Here is a 20081-nt window from a genome sequence, read left to right as displayed (position 1 = left end):
CCCCCCCCCACGTCGTTCGCCCGCGCGGGCGGGCGAGACGCCCGCGCCACAAAAGACCCACCGACGGTCCCCGGTCGCGCCCCCCTCATCCGCCCCTCCGGGGCACCTTCTCCCACGAGGGGAGAAGGGGGGGAAGATCTCCTTGGCGGCATGTTCGACAGTGCAACCGCCCGACGCCTCACAACTTCGGTTCATCCATCCCCAGTTCGACCCTCGCGTCGACGATGAAGGTGTCGAGTCGCCGGCGCAACTCCGGAGGGCTGAATTCCTGGGGTCGCCGGCGATAGATCGGCCGCGACCGGCCTCGGAATCGGTGGTCGCCTGGTTCGCGACGTTCGATCACGAGGAAACATCCCTCGACCGTCCCGAATCCCCACCGGAACCGGAGGACTTCGCCCCGTCGCTCGTAGCTCAGCACGTCGGGCCGCTTCTCGCCCTCGCCGACGACGGGTCGCCACCCGTCGGCGAGGAGCGGCGGGCCGAGCGCCTCGCGGATCGCCAGCATCCAGTGATGGCGCTGGTGGAGCGGATCCGCCTTCCCGCGATGCTCGCGCTCCTCGCGACGGCACGATCGGCAGCGGCTCGCCCTCGAAAAGACCGACCCCCGCGCGACCTCGTACCACCATTTCTGCCGCTCGGCGGTCCAGACCTCCTCCGAGCCGCACGCGGCGCAGGTGAACGGGATGTCGACGTAATAGCCGCGAGGGATGAAGGCCGGCGGTCCATAGCTATTGCACGGCCCGATCGCGGAGGGATCGACCGGGGCCGCGCCCTCGATCGACACTCCCCGCCGCTCTCGATCCTCGGCCTCGCGACGCTTCCGCTCGGCCTCGCGTCGCTTGCGGTTATGGTTCATCGCTCGCCTCCGGGAGGCGATCAGCCCGGCTGGGCCCCTCGCAACTCCTCGCGCACGCGCATCAGCGTCATGCCGAGCCGATTCTTCCCGCCGCCGTCCCCGCCGTCGCCCCAGTAGTCGTCGTTCTCGGTGTGCTCGATGAGCCTGGCGTCGCCGGTGCCCAGGAGGATCTCCCGCGCGTCGGCGTGCTGCGTGAACTTGGCGAGGACCGCCTCGCGCATGATCGCGTCCTTGACGCTCTCCCAGTCGCGGCGGAGCGGTCTCTTGCGGTCGCGCCCCATCCGGGCCGCTTGCATGGGCGACTTGGCCCCGCGCACGCCTTCCTCGTCGGGCGTCCCGGCGAACTTCTGGGCCTGGAAGTAATGCTCGCTGGTGGGCCAGGTCTTGCCCTTCAGCCTGATGGGGTGGGGCGAGAAGTTGGAGAAGCAGCCGTATTCGTCCCCGACGGCGTAGAAGCGAATCTCCCGGCCCACGGTTCCACCTCCCGGCTCGTCGGCCGCCGGCCGCCCCCCGCCACGCGCCTCGCGACCTGTCCGCGCCCGGACTGACACGTGACGCGACGGGCGAGTTCGCCGCCGACGCTCAGAGCTGCGTCTCTGCAATCTCGATGGCCTTGAGCAGGCCGCTGGCCTTGTTGACGGTCTCCTGGAACTCGTCGGCGGGGACGCTGTCGTAGACGACGCCGCCGCCGGCCTGGACGTAGGCGACGTCGCCTTGCATGACGAGCGTCCGCAGGGCGATGCAGGTGTCCATGTTGCCGGTGAAGTCGATGTAGCCGACCGCGCCGGCGTAGGGGCCGCGCTTGGTCGGCTCCATCTCGTCGATGATTTCCATCGCCCGGATCTTCGGCGCGCCGGAGACCGTCCCGGCGGGGAGCCCGGCGCGGAGGGCGTCGAAGGTCGTCTTGCCGGCCCGGAGCTTACCGGTCACGTTCGACGTGATGTGCATGACGTGGGAATAGCGCTCCACCTTCATGACGTCGGAGAGCACCACCGAATCGTACTCGGCCACCCGGCCGACGTCGTTGCGGCCCAGGTCGACGAGCATGATGTGCTCGGCCCGCTCCTTGGGGTCGGCGACGAGTTCCTCGGCCAGCGCCTGGTCCTCGGCGTCGTCCTTGCCCCGCCGGCGCGTCCCGGCCAGGGGGCGGATCGTCACCAGCCCCTCCTCGACCCGCACCAGGATCTCCGGCGAGCTGCCGATGAGCTGGAAGTCGTCGAAGGTGAGATAGAAGAGGAACGGGCTGGGGTTCACCACGCGGAGGACGCGGTAGACGTCGAAGGGCTTCGCGGTCGTCTTCAACTCGAACCGCTGCGAGGGGACCACCTGGAAGATGTCGCCCGCCTTGATGTACTCCTGGCAGCGCCTGACGACGTCCTCGTAGCCCTCGCGGGTGAAGTTGGACTTCGGGATACGGGTGATCGGGCCGGCGGCGTCGATGTCGCGGAGGGGGAGGGCGTCGGTCGGCGTCCCCAGGCGCTCGACCAGCTCGTCGACGCGGGCGCGGGCGGCGTCGTAGGCGGCCCTGGGGTCGGCGCCGGGCTCGACGTGGGCCTGCGCGACCACCAGGACCGTCTTGCGGATGTGGTCGAACAGGACCATCCGGTCGAAGAACGAGAACGAGAGGTCGGGCAGGCCGCGATCGTCGGCCGGGGCGTTCGGCAGGCGCTCGGTGTAGCGGACCGCGTCGTACGCCGCGTAGCCGACCGCGCCGCCGGTGAACCGCGGCAGCCCCGGGACGTGCGCCGCGCGGTGGCGGTCGATCAGCTTCTCCAGCTCGGCGAACGGGTCGTCCGTCTCGTAACGCCGCTCGGACTCGGGCCGGCCGGGCTCGGAGACGACGACGCTGTTGCCGCGCGCCTCGAACCGCAGGAACGGCTCGGTGCCGAGGAAGCTGTACCGCCCGACCTTCTCGCCGCCGACGACGCTCTCGAAGAGGAAGGAGGGGGCCTGGCGCTCGATCCGGTGGAAGGCGGAGACCGGGGTGAGGTCGTCGCCGACGAGCTGGCGGAAGACCGGGACGCAGGCGGCCGAGCCGGCGCGGGCGGCGAAGTCCTCGAACGAAGGTCGGTGGATGCTCATGGCGGCGGCGGGTCCGGGGGAGGGACGGAGGCGCAAGGCGAGTCCGCAAATACGTTAGCAGCCCGCGGCGGGCTCGGCAAGCCGGGGCGCGACGGCGAGCCTGACGGTCGGCGCGGCGGCGAGGTTCGCGACGGCGCCCGGCCCCCCCGGTTCCTTGACAGTCCACCCATGTCAATTAGAATGAAATTCGAGGCGAAGGCCGACCGAGATCGCGAGGGCGTCGCACGTCCGAACCGGGATCCCCGCCCGTCGGATCCCCCGGGCCACGGCCCGTCGCCAGTCTCGCGGGGCTGGCGGAGTTACGAGCCATGAAATGCCAGAAGTGCGCGAAGCCGGCCACGTTTCACATCACCGACATCGTCGCGAAGGGGAAGCACGAGGAATTCCACTTCTGCGACGAGCACGCCCGCCAGCACCTGACCCCCGCCGAGGAGGCCGCCGAGGCCCCGCCGATCAGCGAGCTGGCCAAGAAGCTGGCCGGCGTCCCTGGCGCGGGGGGGGCGGCGATGCGCGAGTCGTCGGCGGCCGACAAGCAGTCGTGCCCCGTCTGCCAGATCACGTACCTGGAGTTCCGGAACACCGGGAGGCTCGGCTGCCCCTACGATTACGAGGTCTTCCGCGACGAGCTGATGCCGCTGCTGGAGAGCGTCCACGGCGAGACCCGGCACTCCGGCAAGGTCCCCCGCCGGGCTCCCCGCAACACCCAGCAGCAGACGACCCTGATCCAGCTGCGCAACGAGCTGAAGCGGGCCGTCGCCGCCGAGGACTACGAGGCGGCCGCGCGGCTGCGCGACAAGATCAAGGGGATCGAGCAGGAGCAGGCGTGACCGACCCCCGACGCGGATCCCTGGGGACGAGACGAAGGCGGGGCCGGCGATGACGTGTCAACGATGCCAGGACGAGGCCGTCGTCCACCTGACCGAGCTGGTCGACGGCCGCCGCCGGGAGCGCCACCTCTGCGCCGGCTGCGCGCGGAAGGCCGGCCTGGTCCTCCCCGAGGCGCCGGCCGACCTGGGGCTCGACGCCGTGCTGACCTCGCTGATCAAGAAGCACGTCGGCGAGCTGGTGGGGGAGCTGGCCGAGTCGAGCTGCCCCGACTGCCGCCTGCGCTACGTCGACTTCCGCACCAGCGGCCGGCTCGGCTGCCCGCACGACTACCGGGCGTTCCGCGAGGGGCTCCTGCCGATGCTCCAGCGGTTCCACGGGGCCACCCGGCACGTCGGCAAGCGGGCCCGCGTCCGCCCCGGCGCGGCCTTGCGGCTCCGGCTGCGCTCGCGGCTGCGGCAGGCCGTCGCCCGCGAGGACTACGAGGAAGCCGCCCGCCTGCGCGACCAGATCCGCCCCAAGGACCAAAACGAATGACACTGGACGACCTGACGAGGACCTCCGGCGAATGGCTGCGCGGGACCGGGCCCGAGAGCGACATCGTGATGTGCTCCCGGATCCGCCTGGCGCGCAACCTGGCCGACTTCCCCTTCACCAACCGCGCCAGCCGGGGCGAGAAGGCCGAGATCGAGGCCCAGGCGAGGGCGGCCGTGGCGTCGGCCGAGCCCGAGGCGTCGTTCTTCGACGTCAACGCGATGCCCAACCTCGACCGCCAGTTCCTGGTCGAGCGGCAGATCATCTCGCGCGAGCTGGCCGGCGGCGAGGGCCCGCGCGCCGTCGCGGTCTCCCCGCGCGAGAACGCCTCGATCATGGTCAACGAGGAGGACCACCTCCGCATCCAGTACATGCTCTCCGGATTCCGGCTGCACGAGGTCTGGGAGGAGATTAACGCGCTGGACGACCGGCTGGAGGAGCACGTCGCCTACGCGTACAGCCCGTCGCTGGGCTACCTGACCGCCTGCCCCACCAACGTCGGCACCGGGATCCGCGTCGGCGTGATGCTCCACCTGCCGGGGATCGTCGCCAACAAGGGGATCGACAAGGTCTTCCGCGCCCTCCAGAAGATCAACCTGGCCGTCCGCGGGTTGTACGGCGAGGGCTCGCAGGCGTTCGGCGACTTCTACCAGGTCTCCAACCACCAGACGCTCGGCAAGAGCGAGGAGGAGATCATCCGGATGCTCACCGACGTCGTCCCGCAGGTCCTCCAGTTCGAGCGCCAGGCCCGCCAGGAGCTGGTGACCGGCCGCCGGCAGCACCTGCACGACCAGGTCTCGCGGGCCTACGGCGTACTCAAGACGGCCCAGACGATCTCCAGCGAGGAGACCATGCTGCTGCTCTCCAGCGTGCGCATGGGGATCAACCTCGGGCTGATCGACGACCTGTCGATCGCGACGGTCAACGAGCTTTTCATCCAGACCCAGCCCGCTTTCCTGCAAAAGCTCCGCGGCGGTGAGCTAGGAGTAGAGGAAAGGAACGTCGCGCGGGCCTCGTACCTCCGCGCGCGGCTGGCCGAGGGGCGCGGCGACGACGAGTAGCCCCGCCGACGGTCCCGATCACTCCAAGTCCCGGACGACAGGACCGACGCGGTGCCATCCTTCAGCTTCGACATCGACCCGTACACCGTCCTGGGCGTCTCCAGCGAGGCTTCGCTTCAGGAGATCCGGGAGGCGTACCGCTCCAAGAGCAAGAAGTTCCACCCCGACGTCGGCGGCGAGGACTGGGCCTTCCGCGTTTTGGCGCAGGCCTACGAGCTGCTGAGCACCAACCGGGTCATGATGGCGACTCGGGCCGAGGAGCCCCGCCGGCCCGCGACGGCCGACGCCCCCCACGCCCCCGGCGGCCGGCCCAACGGCCGCGGCGCCCAGGCCCGCGCCGAGCCCAAGACCGAGTCGGTCTACGTGGGGATCGTCGACAAGGACGTCGAGCCCGGCCGGCGGCTGGCCGTCGAGCTGCTCAGCGTCCGCTACCTCTGGGACCAGGCGTCCTACCTCTGGCTCACCCAGAAGGCCACCGACGAGGACCGCTTCCTGAGCTGCTCGATCAACGTCTCGTGGCCCGATCGCGACCAGTTGACGGGCCGCCTCGACCCGGCCGAGGAGTCCGAGATCCTCGCCTCCGTGGGCGAGATCTTCGACCACCTGGTCCTCGCCACCCGCGCGGTCACCTCGCGGAGCTTCGTCCAGGAGGACGGCTTCACCGGCTGGCTGACGTACAGCAGCTTCGACCGCACCTGGAAGGCCGTCCGCCAGCTCCAGCAGCTGCTGCACACCCGACGCCTCGGCGTCCGCCAGTGGTCGCGAGACCTGTTCATCCCCCGCGCGTGGGACTGAGGGCGTTTCCCGGCGGGCATCCTGGCCGGATCGGAGGCCCCCCTACCCGGCCTCGGTGGGGGAGCCCCGGATTTCTCGCGGCGACGGCTCAGGCGTGGCGAGCCCGACGCGATCGGCCCAGGTAGCCAAGCGCGACGAGCGCGGAGCCGCCGCCGAGCATCACGACGCTCGACGGTTCCGGCACGACCTGGAACGACGCGTTGATTTGGTAGCCGTTCCCCGCCGCGTCGAGCACCGTGACCCGGTACTCGTAACCGCCGGTGACTCGCCTGGTCACGAAGTCGAAATTGTCGGCGAAGAAAAATGGGATGTGGCTGTACCCATCCAGCCCGGCGCCCCCTGGCAGTTGGCCGAGCGCCGGGACGTTAAACGCCGCGAGGAAGTCATTGTTGATCGACCCGTCGGTGAACGTGTCCCCGTCGACCGAGAGCGGGAAGATCGCGTTGGGGAGGATCGGCCCCGAGGCGAAGTCCGGCGAGGAGCCCGTCGGGCTGTTCGGGCCGGGGACGACCATGAACGCCAGCCAGACGCCCATGCCATAGGAGAATTGGCCCGTGGAGAAGGTCGATGACTCCACGAACCCGTTGGCGGCGACGCCGTCGCCGATCTCCTGATCATAGGGCCCCACGTGCGGCGCCCCCGGCCCGATGAATAGGACCGGGTCGGGGAGATGGTCGGGAGGGGGCAGGATCGCCTCCGCGGTCTGGGCGAACTCGGCGTAGCCGCTGGCCGCCGTGCCGATCGGCGCCGCGAACAGGTGGAAGTCCACCGGAGTGAAAGTTGGGTCGCCGATCCGCGTGACGACCACGCCGGCCCGCGCGTCGCGATCCGCGAAGGCGACGAGCGGGGACAACATGGCCAGCGCCAACGCACCGCGTCGGATTCGTGACAGCATCATCGTCGCGTGCCCCGTTTCAGCAAGATGCCCTTACACGTCGACACATAATGACCGATCGGATCGCAACCGGCTGGCTCACCGCGGGACAAGGGGCGTCTCCCCGGTCCGTCGGCCCCGGAAAGCCTGGGGGATTCGTCCCCGCAGAGCGGACGGGGAAGGCGAAACCTTCCTCGAAGCCCAGAAGCTCAGCCTCCCAGGGCGATCCGAGGTTGAATCGGTCAATCTTTGACGCGTGGAATATGCCGCGACCATCAATTTAATGCAACAAAAAAACAGTTCGACGTGACTCTGTTTTGAAAATGTTCGTCCACCGGGCATCTAAAGATTTAACCACGGTGGCGGCCCCGAGGGTTGCCAAGCGTGAAATACGCATCGGCACGCTTCGATTCCTCGGGCCGAACAGGCTTCTGCCGTCCCGTTCCGCGGTCGGCCGCGGCAATGGAGACCGGGGCTCGGGCCGAAGCGGCCGGCAAGGCGAGCCGCCCGGCTTGGCCGTCATAGGCAGGGTCGCGTTGCAAGGTCGCGCGGGGGGGACCTTTCCGACCGGACCGGGCATGGAAGCGCGGGACACGCCCCCGAGGTCCGCGGTATCTGGCGAGCCAGGCGGGAGCATGGATGAACGGTCGGGGGCGCGGGGGGGCCCGGCCCCGCGACGACGACGGGTCGATCAGCCCGGATTGCCCGGGGGCGTGGCCGGGCGGCTCGCCAGGTCGCGGAGCTTGCGGACGACCTCGGGGGCGTCCCACTCGGCGGCGCCCTCGCGCATGTAGGCGAGGCGGCCGTCGGGGGCGATCAGGAACGTGGCGGGGATGCCGTCCGTCAGGAAGACGGGGGGGAGGGCCGTGGCGTGGAGGATCGTCATGGGCCAGCCCTTGCCCCGGACGAACGACCGGACGGCGTCCATCGACTCGTCGGTCGCGATGCAGATGAACTCCACCTTGCCCTTCAGATCCTCGACCGACGCCAGCCGGGCGATGGACGGCATCTCGGCGACGCAGGGGGGGCACCACGTCGCCCAGACGTTGACGAACAGGGCCTTGCCGCGGAAGCGGTCGAAATTCACCTCGCCGCCGTCCAGGTCGCGGAGGCTCCAGTTGAAGTCGACGGCCCGGCCTGACTCGGGGCCGTCGATGTCGTCGAGCCGGCGCGGGCCGGCGACGATCAGGTAGACGACCCAGAACGCGGCGAGGACCCCGACCATCAACAGCCAGGGGGGCTTGCCGGCGGCCGGCGCGGGGGATTCGGGGGTGGACATGGCGGCCTCTGGTTCAATCCCTGCCGCGGGTCTCGGCGACCGGCGCGAGGAGGTTCTCGACGGGGGCGTAGTCGTCGGTCAGGATGATCCCGCGAGAGCGGTTTTCCAGGATCTCCCGCTCGTCCTCCGGCCCGTAGGCGCGGGCGACCGACCTGCGGTTCTTGACGAAGAAGCGGGGGTCGTCGTCGCGCTCGCCCAGGTCGGCCAGGTCCAGCGGCTGCTTGCTGGCGACGACGACGAACGTCTCGCGGCTCCCCTCGCCGATCTCGGTGTTGGTCCCGAAGATGTAGACGTGGGGGAAGGTCAGCCGGGCCGTCCGGGTCCAGGCGCCGAGGAACCCGCCGAACCGGCGAGCTTCCTTGAGTCGCGCCTCCTTCCGCCGTTCCCGCTCGTCCGGGTCGGTGACCTTGGCGGCCTCAATCTCCCGCTCGGCCTGGCGCAGCGCCTCCTCGTCGGACTCATAGGCGTCGATGATGTTGATCATGTAGACGCCCGTCGGGGACATCATCCGGGCGATCTTGTCGTTGAACTCGCGGGTCGTCAGGTGCCAGGGGACCGAGAAGTCGTTGAAGGCGTCCCCGAAGACGATGTCGTACTGCTCGGCGCCCTGGCTGCGCTCGACGAACTGGCGGGCGTCGCCCCAGGCGGTGCGGATCGGCGTGTCCAGGGGGAGGCCGGTGGCCACGTGGTTGGCCCGGGTGACGGCCGGGTCGATCTCCGCCACGTCGACGTCCGTGCCGGGGTAGACGTGCTGCATGTGGCGCTGAAACGTGTAGGCGCCGCCGCCCAGGAACAGCGTGTTGAGCGTCGAGGAGGCGATTTTCGGCATCCAGGCACGGGCCGGCGATCTCAGGATCTCCTCGTCGCTGGGGGGCCGGTCGGCGTCGGGCGCCTTCGCGGCCGGGGCGTCGGCGAAGACCTGGTCGGGGAGTTCCGAGCCGCCGGCGGTCGACGCGGCGGCGGAGGCCGGCGTGATCTTGCCGGCCGCCTTGGCGGCGCGGTAGGCGACCATCGCGTAGATGTGCTCGTAGTCGTAGTCGAGCCGCTCGGGGTGGTCCAGGATGAAGTAGCCGTGGATCAGGTTGTCCAGCACCAGGGTGCGGAGCTGGAGGCCGTCCGCCAGGGGCTCGTTGTTCACCTTGATGAAGTAGTAGTTGCTCTCGTCGACGTGGGCGAGGGCGTCCTCGGTGGTGGCCGGGTTCCCCCTCGGCTCGCGGATCGACCACTCCTCGCCGATCCGCTCGGTCCATTGCATCGGCAGCAGGCCGATGACGCAGAGCCCGAGCGGGATACCCGCCCAGACCGCGTGGACGACCGTCCCGAGGATCGTCGCCGTGATCGCCAGGATCGCGGCGAGCAGCAGCAGGACCCCCTTGGTTCCCAGGACGTCGATCAGGACGAACCCGGTCAGGAACGTGCCGACGATGCTGCCGACCATGCCCCAGGCGTAGACCTGGCCGATGGCCGTCCCGGTGCGTCCCCGGCGCTGGAGGCGGTCGACGGCCAGCTTGGCGACCACCGGGCTGACCGTCCCCATGGTCACGGCCGGCAGGAAGAAGACCATCGTGACGACCAGCAGCACGCGATACGGCCACGTCAGCGCGTAGGAGGAGCCGAAGAGGGTGACCTCGTTCATGACGATCGCCCGGCTCAGCAGGCTCGGGGCGATCCCCTGGTCGGTCCAGTCGCGGAACCACTCGGGCTGGTTGTCCAGGAACAGGATCCAGAGCAGCGCCGCGGAGGCGACGAGGAACAGCCAGCTCGCCCGCTTCTCGTCGCGGATGCCGTTGGCCAGCCGGCCGCCGATCCAGTTGCCCACGCTCAGCCCGGCCAGCAGCACGCCGATGACGCTGGTCCAGCCGTACACGCTCGACCCCAGGTGCCGCGCGACCTGCCGGCCGGCGACCATCTCCATCGCCATGAACGCCATGCTGGCGATGAACGCCAGCACGGCCAGGTCGCGCAGGCTCGGCGTCGGGCCGGGCTCGTCGGCGACGGGCTCGACCTCAGCCCGCTCCGTCGCCAGGCCGGCGCGGGCCTTCAGCGAGCTGGCCGCGGCCAGGGCCGTCAGCAGCGACGCCGCGCCCCCCGCGACGGCCAGGTGGTTGATCTGGTATCCCCCCAGGTCGACGCCCCCTATGCCGAGCGTCCGGATCAGCGGGGCGATGGAAGCCGCCCCCAGCAACGCGGCGCTCGCCAGGGCCGGGAAGCGGACCAGCGGGTTGCGGTCCAGCGTCGCGGCCAGCACGGCCAGGGCCGAGGCGATCACCAGCACGATCACCGAGCTGGGCGCCAGGTAGATCAGCACGAAGCCCGCCAGGAACGTCCCGACGATCGACCCGACCGCCCCCCAGAAGTAGACGTCGCCGATGGCGCTGCCCGCCTTTCGAGACTCCTCGACGGCCATCTTGGCCACCACCGGCCCGATCATGCCCAGCACGGTCGCCGGCAGGAGGAAGTCGAGCGTGACGACCAGGATCGTCCGCAACTCCCAGTTGATCGACGCGGGGGAGGGGACGAGCGTCGGGATGGCCGCGTTGACCACCAGGCAGCCGAACGTCAGGAACGACCCGAGCGCGAACAGCGGGCCCAGGGCGGCCCGGGGCTCGACGCGGTCGGCCAGCCGGCCGCCCAGCACGTTGCCCAGGCAGATGCCGCCCAGGATGATGCCGATCACGCTGTTCCAGACCGTCAGCGACGACCCGACGTGTCGCGCCACCAGCCGGCTGGAGACCAGCTCCAGGACCATGATGCAGAGGCTGCTGAAGAACGCCAGGGCGTAAGGAGACCAGCGGGCTGCCAGGCCGACCATGCGGGAGGCTCTCCGGGAGGTCGCCGATCCGATCTCGGCGGTGGGGGTTCCGTCCGTGGAACGCGTGGGAATTCACCAACTTCGGGACGTCTCACGATATCCCGCCCGTCGCGCCCGCACAACGACCCAAGCCCCCGCCCCGCCAACTTGAGCGCCCGCCGGGGCATGGCGTCGGCCGCCGGGCGCGATTAGCATCGGGGGCCTTCGGGCGGGGGAACCACGCGGTCGGACGAGTGGAGGTTGACGGGATGCGGACGGGCACCATCGATCGGCGGGACTTCCTTCGCGGCTCGCTCGCCCTGGCGGCGACGGCGGCCCTCGGCGGCGCGAGGGCCTCGGCGGCCCGCGCGGCCGGCGGGCCGTACATCGACGTCCACACCCACCTGGGGCGGACCTGGAACGGCGACGAGCCCCTCACCGCCGAGGGCCTGGTGCGCTGGATGGACGAGCGCAACGTCGCCAAGGCCGTCGTCCTGCCGCTGGTCTCGCCCGAGTCGTCCAGCTACCTGAGCCTCACCGAGCTGGCCCTCGCCGGCGCCAGGCAATTCCCCGACCGCCTCGTCCCGTTCTGCTGCATCGACCCCCGCACCAGCTATCGCGGCGGGCGGAAGGGGCTGGGCGACATGCTCAAGGAGTACGTCGACCAGGGGGCGAAGGGGCTGGGCGAGCACAAGGTCGGCCTGCCGGTCGACGCCCCCGAGACGATGCGGCTCTACGAGGCCTGCGACGACCTCAAGCTCCCCGTCCTGTTCCACTGCGACGACATCCGCAACACCGACGAGGCCGGGCTGCCGGGGCTGGAACGGGTCCTCTCGGCGTTCCCGAACGTCAACTTCCTGGGCCACGGGCCGGGCTTCTGGGCCTCCATCTCCGGCGACCTGAAGACCGGCGAGCTGGGGAAATACCCGACCACGAAAGTGGCCCCCGGCGGGGCGCTCGACCGCCTGTTCGACGCCCACAAGAACCTGTGGGGGGACCTCTCGGCCGGGTCGGGCTCCAACGCCATCTCGCGCGACCTGGACTTCGGCCGCGAGTTCCTGATCCGTCGGGCCGACCGCATGCTCTTCGGCACCGACTACCTCAAGCCCGGCCAGGCGGTCCCGCAGTTCGAGCTATTCGAGAAGATCGACCTCCCGCCCGAAGTCCGGGCGAAGATCGAGCGCGAGAACGCCGCCGGGCTGCTCGGCCTCTCGATCTGACCCGACGCCATCCCGGAGCGAGAGCATGGACACAGACCCGCCCCTGTCGCGCCGGGATTTCCTGGCCTCCTCCTCCGTCGCCCTCGGGGCCGCCGCGCTGGGCGGCCCCCTGCCGCCGCCGGCGCCGCCGGAACGGCTGGCGATCGAGGGGGGGCCGAAGGCGGTCGCCGCGCCCGCGCCGAAGCTCGTCCGCTGGGGCGAGCCGGAGAAGGGCCAGCTCGACGCCATGCTCGGGCAGGACTCGCTGTTCTACTGGAAGGGCCCCCGGACCCGGCTGTTCCTGGAGCGGTTCCGCGAGATCTGCCCGCTGCCCCACGCGATGTCCTGCTCTTCCGGGACCGCCGCGCTGCACATCGCGGTGGCCGCCGCCGGGATCGCGCCGGGGGACGAGGTGATCACCAGCCCGATCACCGACATCGGCACCGTGATCGGCGTCCTGTACCAGCAGGCCGTCCCCGTCTTCGCCGACCTCGGACGCAACACCTACAACCTCGACCCGGCCGACGTGGAGCGTCGGATCACCCCGCGCACCCGGGCGATCATCGCCGTGCACCTGGCCGGCAACCCCTGCGACATGGACTCCCTCAAGGCGATCGCGGCGCGACACGACCTGGTCCTGATCGAGGACTGCGCCCAGGCGTGGGGGGCGAGTTACGCCTGCCGGCCGATCGGGACGATCGGGGACGCCGCCTGCTTCTCGCTCCAGAACTCCAAGCAGGTCACCTGCGGCGACGGCGGCGTGGTCGCCTCGGCCGACGCGACCATCGGCCCGCGTCTCCAACCCTTCGGCGACAAGGGGATGGACCGGGTGAAGGGCGGGGGCCTGTTCGAACACTTCGCGACGAACTACCGGATGAGCGAGCCCCAGGCCGCCGTGGCCGCCGCGCAGATGGGGCGGGTCGGGGCGATCGCCGAGGCGCGGGCCCGCCTGGGCTCCCTCCTCAACGCCGAACTGGCCGAAGTCCCCGGCGTCGAGCCCCCCGCCGTCCGGGCCGAAGATCGCTGCACTTACTGGTTTTACATGGCTCGAATCCGCCCCGAGGCGTTTCGTTGCACCCGGACGGAATTCGTCAAGGCGCTGGCCGCCGAGGGCGCGCCGGCGGCCGAGGGGTACATCCCGGTGCCGTTATACGGCAACCCGGTCTTCAAGAATCACGGCTTCTTCGCCGGCCGCTGGCCCCTCAAGGAGATGGGTTTGACCCGGATGGATTACGCCGAGGTCTCCTGCCCCGAGGCCGAGGCGATCCTCAAGACCTGCTTCCGCCTGATGATCCACGAGGCGATGAGCGACGACCACGTCCGCGCCATCGCCGCCGCCGTCCGCAAGGTTGCCCGGCATTACGCCGCCTGACGCGGGTCGAGCCCGGCTCGCTCAGTCGAAGTCGTAATGGGCCCGATGCCGCCCGCACGTCCGGCATCGGTAGATGTGCAGGCAGGCGCTCTCCCCCGAGAACCCATCTGGTCCCCAGGACATCGCGTCGTCGCCGGGGTCGAACAACCCCCGGAAGAAGGCGTCCCGATCCGCCGTCCCGAGCGACTCGGAGACGTGTCGCCAGCCCCCCAGGTACGTCATCGGCCGGCGACAGCAGAAGAGCCAGTTCTCGCCCTGCCACGAGATGTAGCCGGGCGTTCGTAGCAACTCCCACATGTGCTCCACCGGGACGCGGGCTCCTGGCGACCCGCCTCTCGGGCCGGTCGCGACGATCTCGAATTGATCGGCTCGCAGGCCCGGGTGGCCCAGCGTCACGCCCTCGATTGCCCGTTCCCACGAGACCATCCCGAACTCGGTGTCCTTGGTCATCGCCACCTTGCCCGCCCGCAGGCAGTCGTAACAGGCGAGCAACCGGTGCTTGAGATGAAGAGCCTCGGGAAACGGGACCGTCGATCCGCACCCCCGGCTCGCCACGTCCCCGCGTTCGTCCGGGTCGAGCCCGGCCTCAAGGCCGCACGCCGGGCACGGCAGGATCAGGTCATCGCCGATGCCCACATCGAAGCAGTGCCGACCGCCTCGGCGACACAGTCGGCAGATGGCCAGGCCGGCGTAGTCGCTCGCCTCGCGCGTCGGGGCCTCGAACAGCGGGAACGGGATGCCGAGGTCGGCGAAGGTGGACATGGCTCTGATCCATGGGACGGCGTCCTGGTCCGTTCAACGGCCCGCGCCGGCATCGTCAAGGGGTATCGGCCTGGTTGGTGGCAACCACCAAGGCCTGGGCTCGATCGAACCTACAAGGCACGACCCACGACGTCGACCGATTTCGAGCGTTTATCGCGACGCTGGGAGACGCGGGTCCGGCGGGCGAATGGGGGAGTTCCTCGGGACGCGGAGTCATGCCGAGGTCCGTGGGTGTGAATCACCCCCCTCTCCGCCGTCCGACAACCTCGACCTGGGCCTACGGGCCACCACTTCTCGGCGAAAGGCGGCAAATCGACATCCGCCGCGGTTGGCTTCGTTCGCGCGCGGCCGCTTCATCGATTATTCGTGCAACTAGATTACGCTCCTGGAGTTGTGGTGATTTCCGCGTGGCTTCGTTCGTCGAGTTCGAATCGCTTTTCGTGCGTCGCCGTCGTGGGCGGGTGGTCAGGGCGGCGAGCCGGGTCGGGCCGTCGCTCCGGTACCCACGAGGGATGCCCCGCGGCCCCAGGCGTGCGCGCGCTCGTCGAACCCGGCGGCCTCATACCGAATCCGAGTTGTCAAAGAACGGGGTCCTCCGTCTCCCGCATGGTCCGCGTCGGGGAGGCGGAGATTCCATGTTTCCGATGAAAATTTCGGATCCGCGACGGCGGGGCCACCCCGATCCGGCTATCGATCAGATCGGTCTCGTCTGTTTCGACGGAATTGATTGACGGAAAGGGCTCGGCGCGGTAAGACAGATGTATCGCATCCGGCTCATGGCGGGCCGGAGTGCAAGGCCATGAACGCCTCCCCACGCACGATCGACGCGCGCGGCAGGGGGCTTTTTTTTCGCGCGAGACGCGCGTCGCCGCGGGGCGCGACCCCCGCATCGCCAGGAGGACGCATCGCCGCTCGTCGGGGCCCGCGCCAGAGCAGGGGCGATGGGGCCGCGACGCCCGGCGTCGCGTCGGGGAGGCCCGCCTTGAAACGGCAATATGTGACGGTCGACGGCAACGAGGCCGCGGCCCACGTCGCCCACGCGACGAACGAGGTCATCGCCATCTATCCGATCACCCCATCCTCGACGATGGGGGAGCTGGCCGACGCCTGGTCGGCCGTCGGGCGCGAGAACATCTACGGCGTCGTCCCGACCGTCGTCGAGATGCAGTCCGAGGGGGGCGCCGCCGGCGCATGCCACGGCGGGCTCCAGGGCGGGGCCCTGACGACGACGTTCACGGCGTCGCAGGGCCTCCTGCTGATGATCCCGAACATGTACAAGATCGCCGGCGAGATGACGTCGGCCGTCTTCCACGTCGCGGCGCGATCGCTGGCGACCCACGCCCTCTCCATCTTCGGCGACCACTCCGACGTCATGTCCACTCGCGCCGCGGGGTGGGCCATGCTGTGCTCGAACACGCCGCAGGAGGTCCAGGACTTCGCCCTCATCGCCCAGGGGGCGACGCTCAGGTCGCGCGTGCCGGTCCTCCACTTCTTCGACGGCTTCCGCACGTCGCACGAGGTCAACAAGATCGAGCAGCTCACGTTCGAGGACATGCGGGCCCTGATCCCCGACGAGCTGGTGCAGGCCCACCGCGACCGCTCGCTCTCACCCGAGCGTCCCATCCTCCGAGGCTCGGCCCAGAACCCGGACGTCTTCTTCCAGGCCCGCGAGGCCTGCAACCCGTATTACATGGCCGTCCCGGGGATCATCCAGGAGACGATGGACCAGTTCGCCGCGCTCACCGGCCGCGCGTACCGGCTGTTCGACTACTTCGGCGCGCCCGACGCCGAGCACGTCGTCGTCGCGATGGGCTCGGGCTGCGGGGCGATCGAGGAGGCGATCGAACGCCTCAACGCCGAGGGCCGCAAGCTCGGGCTGGTCAAGGTCCGCCTCTTCCGCCCGTTCGACGTGCCGGCGTTCCTCGACGCGCTTCCGACGACCGTCAGGCGGATCGCCGCGCTCGACCGGACCAAGGAGCCCGGCGCGATCGGCGAGCCCCTCTATCAGGACGTGATCACCGCCCTGGCCGAAGGCTGGGCCGACCGCGCCGGCGACGCCCCGACGCCCCGGGTGTACGGCGGCCGGTACGGCCTGTCCTCGAAGGATTTCACCCCCGCGATGGTGAAGGGGGTCTTCGACGAGCTGGCCGGGGAGAGGCCCAAGAAGCACTTCACGGTCGGCATCGTCGACGACGTGACGCACTTGAGCCTCCCGTGGGACCCGGAGTTCGCGACCGAGCCGGCCGACGTCCACCGCTCCATCTTCTACGGGCTGGGGAGCGACGGCACCGTCGGCGCGAACAAGAACACGGTGAAGATCATCGGCGAGAACACGCCGTTCCACGCCCAGGGGTATTTCGTCTACGACTCCAAGAAGTCGGGCTCGGTGACGGTCTCTCACCTGCGGTTCAGCCCGCGGCCGATCGCGTCGTCGTACCTCGTCTACAACGCGAATTTCGTCGCCTGCCACCAGTTCGGCTTCCTGGAGCGGATCGACGTCCTGCAATACGCCGACCCCGGCGCGGTGTTCCTCCTCAACAGCCCGTACGGGCCCGACGAGGTCTGGGACAAGATGCCGATCGAGACCCAGCGTCAGATCATCGACAAGAAGCTGCGTTTTTACGTGATCGACGCCGAGGCCGTGGCCCAGGAGGCGGGGCTCGGGCGGCGGATCAACACGATCATGCAGACCTGCTTCTTCGCCCTCTCCGGCGTCCTGCCGCGCGACGAGGCGATCGCCGAGATCAAGCACGCGATCGAGAAGACCTACGGCAAGCGCGGCGAGACCGTGCTGAGGCAGAACTACGCCGGCGTCGACCAGGCGCTGGCGCGCCTGCACGAGGTGGCCGTCCCCGCGACGATCGCCGGCGACCTCCGCCGCGTCCCCCCGGTCCCGCCCCACGCCCCCGACTTCGTGAAGCGGATCACCGCCATGATGATCGAGGGCCGCGGCGACCTCCTCCCCGTCTCCGCGCTTCCGGTCGACGGCTCGTTCCCGACCGCCACGGCGCGGTACGAGAAGCGGAGCATTGCCATCTCGATCCCGATCTGGGATCCCAGCATCTGCATCCAGTGCGGCCTCTGCGCCCTGGTCTGCCCGCACGCCGCCATCCGCACCAAGGCGTTCCCGGCCGAGGCCGTCGCCGGCTCGCCCGAGGGCTTCCAGTCGCTCCCCTACGGCGGCAAGGAACTGCCCGACTCCCGGCTGACGGTCCAGGTCGCGCCCGACGACTGCACCGGCTGCGGCGTCTGCGTGGACGTCTGCCCGGCGCGGAGCAAGGAGGTCGTCAAGCACAAGTCGATCAACATGGAGCCGAAGTCCGACCACCTGGCGCGCGAGCGGGCCAACTTCGACTTCTTCATGGCGCTCCCCGAGGCCGACCGGACCCGCGTCAAGATGGAGGTCATCAAGGGATCGCAGCTCTTGCAGCCTCTGTTCGAGTTCTCCGGTGCCTGCCCGGGATGCGGCGAGACGCCCTACATCAAGCTGATGAGCCAGCTCTTCGGCGACCGCGCCGTGATCGCCAACGCGACGGGCTGCTCGTCGATCTACGGCGGCAACCTGCCCACCACGCCGTACACCGTGAACGGCGAGGGCAGGGGCCCCGCGTGGTGCAACTCGCTGTTCGAGGACAACGCCGAGTTCGGCCTCGGACTGCGGCTGGCCGTCGACCAGCAGGAGCAGTACGCGCGAGAGCTGGTCCGGCGCATGGCCGGGCAGCTCGGCGACGACTTCGTCCGCGAGGTCCTGGAGGCCTCCCAGGCCAACGACGCCGGCATCGAGGCCCAGCGCCAGCGGGTGGCGATCCTCAAGGAGGCGCTCGACGGGGAGGAGGGGCCGGACGCGATCGCCCTCCGCGGCGTGGCCGACTCGCTCATCAGGCGCAGCGTGTGGATCGTCGGCGGCGACGGCTGGGCGTACGACATCGGCTTCGGCGGCCTGGACCACGTCCTGGCGTCGGGCCGGGACGTGAACATCCTGGTCCTGGACACCGAGGTCTATTCCAACACCGGCGGCCAGGCGTCCAAGTCCACCCCCCGCGCCGCCGTGGCGAAGTTCGCCTCGGGCGGCAAGACGGTCGGCAAGAAGGACCTGGGGATGATGGCGGTCGACTACGGCAACGTCTACGTCGCCACCGTCGCGATGGGCGCCAACCCGTTGCAGACCCTCAAGGCGTTCCGCGAGGCCGAGTCGTACCCCGGCACTTCCTTGATCCTGGCCTATAGCACCTGCATCGCCCACGGGATCGACATGGCGACCTCGATGGCCCACCAGAAGGACGCCGTCACCTGCGGCTACTGGCCGCTCTACCGCTACGACCCGCGCGAGGCCCGCGAGGGCGCCAGGCCCTTCCGGCTCGACAGCCGCAAGCCCTCCGCCCCCTTCCGCGACTTCGCGATGAAGGAAGGCCGCTACGCGATGCTCGCCCGCGCCAACCCCACCCACTCCGAGACCCTGCTGGGCATGGCCCAGGCCGACATCAACGAGCGCTGGCGCTTCTACGAGCAGATGGCCGGCGTCGAACGCAACGTCCAGGCCGCCGAGGAGGCTTCCCGATGAGCGCCCGACTGAAGACGAGGTATCTCGGCCTGGATCTCAAGAACCCCGTCGTGGCGTCGGCCGGGCCGCTCACGGCTAAGCTGGACTCGCTGATCCGGCTGGAGGAGGGCGGCGCGGCGGCCGTGGTCTTGCCCTCGCTGTTCGAGGAGCAGATCGTCCGCGAGGAGGACGAGATCAACAAGCTCTATGAATACGGCACCGAGTCGTTCGCCGAGGCCCAGACCTACCTCCCCGAGATGGAGGAGTACCACACCGGCCCGGAGAACTACCTCCAGAACCTGCGCAACGCCAGGGCCGCGCTGACGATCCCGGTGATCGCCAGCCTCAACGGCACGACCCCCGGCGGCTGGACCGACTACGCCCGCCTCATGCGGGACGCCGGCGCCGACGCCCTGGAACTCAACATCTACTACCTGCCCACCCATCCCGACGTCACCTCGGACGAGGTCGAGGCCCGTTACCTCAAGCTGGTGGCCCGGGTGCGCGAGGTGGTATCGATCCCGCTCGCGGTGAAGATCGGCCCGTTCTTCAGCTCGCTGCCGAACATGGCGAAGCGGCTGTACGAGGCCGGCGCCGACGGCCTGGTCGTCTTCAACCGCTTCCTCCAGCCCGACATCGACCTGGCCACGCTCTCCGTCCAGCCCCGGCTGGTCCTGAGCACCAGCGACGAGCTTCGCCTGCCCCTGCGCTGGATCGCCATCCTGCGGTCGTACTTCGACAAATCGATCGCCGCCACCACGGGCGTCCACTCCGCCGAGGACGTCATCAAGCTGGTCCTGGCCGGCGCCGACGTCGCCATGATCACCTCGGGCCTGCTCCAGCGCGGGCCGTCGCTGATCGGCGACATCCTCCTCGGCATGCGGACCTGGCTCGACGCCAACGAGTACGAGTCCGTCGAGCAGATGAAGGGGTCCATGAGCCAGCGCAACATCCCCGACCCGGAGGCCTTCGAACGCGCCAACTACGTCAAGACCATCGTCTCCTACAGCACCGAAGCCTAGCGGGCTCGCGGTCCGGGCCGTGTCCCCCACACTCGGGGACCGGCTCGAGGGGAATTCGCCCCCCCCGAATCCATGATCGACACTTGAAT

General features: G+C 69.8%; 15 protein-coding genes. 8 read left to right on the top strand and 7 right to left on the bottom strand.

Annotated features, from left to right (window positions below):
* Nucleotides 1-178 precede the first annotated feature (178 nt).
* The 3 genes from WG209_RS03425 to trpE form a co-directional block, all read right to left on the bottom strand.
* Nucleotides 179-856 carry a zinc-ribbon domain containing protein gene (locus WG209_RS03425; RefSeq protein ID WP_337173599.1) on the bottom strand — a complete coding sequence of 226 codons (678 nt, stop codon included), beginning with the start codon at nt 854-856 and terminating at the stop codon, nt 179-181.
* Between the two features lie 20 nt (nt 857-876).
* Complete coding sequence (locus tag WG209_RS03420; protein ID WP_337173598.1) at nt 877-1329, bottom strand: NADAR domain-containing protein; 453 nt, start codon at nt 1327-1329, stop codon at nt 877-879.
* Nucleotides 1330-1438: 109 nt separating this feature from the next.
* A complete protein-coding gene (trpE, locus tag WG209_RS03415; protein WP_337173597.1) occupies nt 1439-2938 on the bottom strand; it encodes an anthranilate synthase component I in 1500 nt (499 codons plus the stop codon).
* A 308-nt stretch (nt 2939-3246) separates the two neighbouring features.
* Here trpE and WG209_RS03410 point away from each other — a divergent pair, with 308 nt between their 5' ends.
* The 4 genes from WG209_RS03410 to WG209_RS03395 are packed head-to-tail and all read left to right on the top strand — an operon-like array spanning nt 3247 to nt 6153.
* A complete protein-coding gene (locus WG209_RS03410) occupies nt 3247-3765 on the top strand; it encodes a UvrB/UvrC motif-containing protein (protein WP_337173596.1) in 519 nt (172 codons plus the stop codon).
* A 49-nt stretch (nt 3766-3814) separates the two neighbouring features.
* The gene (locus tag WG209_RS03405; RefSeq protein WP_337173595.1) at nt 3815-4300 is read left to right on the top strand and encodes a UvrB/UvrC motif-containing protein; all 486 of its coding nucleotides are present in this window, start codon (nt 3815-3817) and stop codon (nt 4298-4300) included.
* Entirely contained in the window at nt 4297-5358 is a 1062-nt protein-coding gene (locus WG209_RS03400) for a protein arginine kinase (protein WP_337173594.1), read from the top strand. The genes WG209_RS03405 and WG209_RS03400 overlap by 4 nt, the downstream gene beginning before the upstream one ends.
* A gap of 51 nt (nt 5359-5409) precedes the next feature.
* On the top strand, nt 5410-6153 hold the full coding sequence (locus tag WG209_RS03395) for a J domain-containing protein (protein ID WP_337173593.1): 744 nt from the start codon (nt 5410-5412) through the stop codon (nt 6151-6153).
* Between the two features lie 88 nt (nt 6154-6241).
* On the opposite strand, the gene WG209_RS03390 is transcribed toward WG209_RS03395, so the two are convergent.
* From WG209_RS03390 to WG209_RS03380, 3 genes are all read right to left on the bottom strand, one after another.
* On the bottom strand, nt 6242-7051 hold the full coding sequence (locus WG209_RS03390; RefSeq protein WP_337173592.1) for a PEP-CTERM sorting domain-containing protein: 810 nt from the start codon (nt 7049-7051) through the stop codon (nt 6242-6244).
* Nucleotides 7052-7718: 667 nt separating this feature from the next.
* A complete protein-coding gene (locus WG209_RS03385) occupies nt 7719-8306 on the bottom strand; it encodes a TlpA disulfide reductase family protein (protein WP_337173591.1) in 588 nt (195 codons plus the stop codon).
* A 13-nt stretch (nt 8307-8319) separates the two neighbouring features.
* Entirely contained in the window at nt 8320-11118 is a 2799-nt protein-coding gene (locus WG209_RS03380; RefSeq protein ID WP_337173590.1) for a fused MFS/spermidine synthase, read from the bottom strand.
* Nucleotides 11119-11366: 248 nt separating this feature from the next.
* On the opposite strand from WG209_RS03380, the gene WG209_RS03375 reads away from it, so the two are divergent.
* Both WG209_RS03375 and WG209_RS03370 read left to right on the top strand, forming a co-directional pair.
* Nucleotides 11367-12317: an amidohydrolase family protein gene (locus WG209_RS03375; protein WP_337173589.1), complete on the top strand. Its 951-nt coding sequence runs from the start codon at nt 11367-11369 to the stop codon at nt 12315-12317.
* Nucleotides 12318-12342: 25 nt separating this feature from the next.
* A complete protein-coding gene (locus tag WG209_RS03370) occupies nt 12343-13668 on the top strand; it encodes a DegT/DnrJ/EryC1/StrS family aminotransferase (RefSeq protein ID WP_337173588.1) in 1326 nt (441 codons plus the stop codon).
* Nucleotides 13669-13689: 21 nt separating this feature from the next.
* On the opposite strand, the gene WG209_RS03365 is transcribed toward WG209_RS03370, so the two are convergent.
* Nucleotides 13690-14430, bottom strand: a complete 741-nt coding sequence (locus WG209_RS03365) for a CbrC family protein (protein ID WP_337173587.1) — start codon at nt 14428-14430, stop codon at nt 13690-13692.
* Nucleotides 14431-15412: 982 nt separating this feature from the next.
* Between WG209_RS03365 and nifJ the strand changes: the two genes are divergently transcribed.
* Both nifJ and WG209_RS03355 read left to right on the top strand, forming a co-directional pair.
* Complete coding sequence (gene nifJ / locus WG209_RS03360) at nt 15413-18991, top strand: pyruvate:ferredoxin (flavodoxin) oxidoreductase (RefSeq protein ID WP_337173586.1); 3579 nt, start codon at nt 15413-15415, stop codon at nt 18989-18991.
* Nucleotides 18988-19992 carry a dihydroorotate dehydrogenase-like protein gene (locus tag WG209_RS03355; protein WP_337173585.1) on the top strand — a complete coding sequence of 335 codons (1005 nt, stop codon included), beginning with the start codon at nt 18988-18990 and terminating at the stop codon, nt 19990-19992. The genes nifJ and WG209_RS03355 overlap by 4 nt, the downstream gene beginning before the upstream one ends.
* Nucleotides 19993-20081: the final 89 nt, after the last annotated feature.

Source organism: Paludisphaera sp., assembly GCF_037189885.1.
Lineage (GTDB): Bacteria > Planctomycetota > Planctomycetia > Isosphaerales > Isosphaeraceae > Paludisphaera.
The sequence above is the reverse complement of the archived record's forward strand: the minus strand, read 5'-3'. Positions and strand labels throughout refer to the sequence as shown.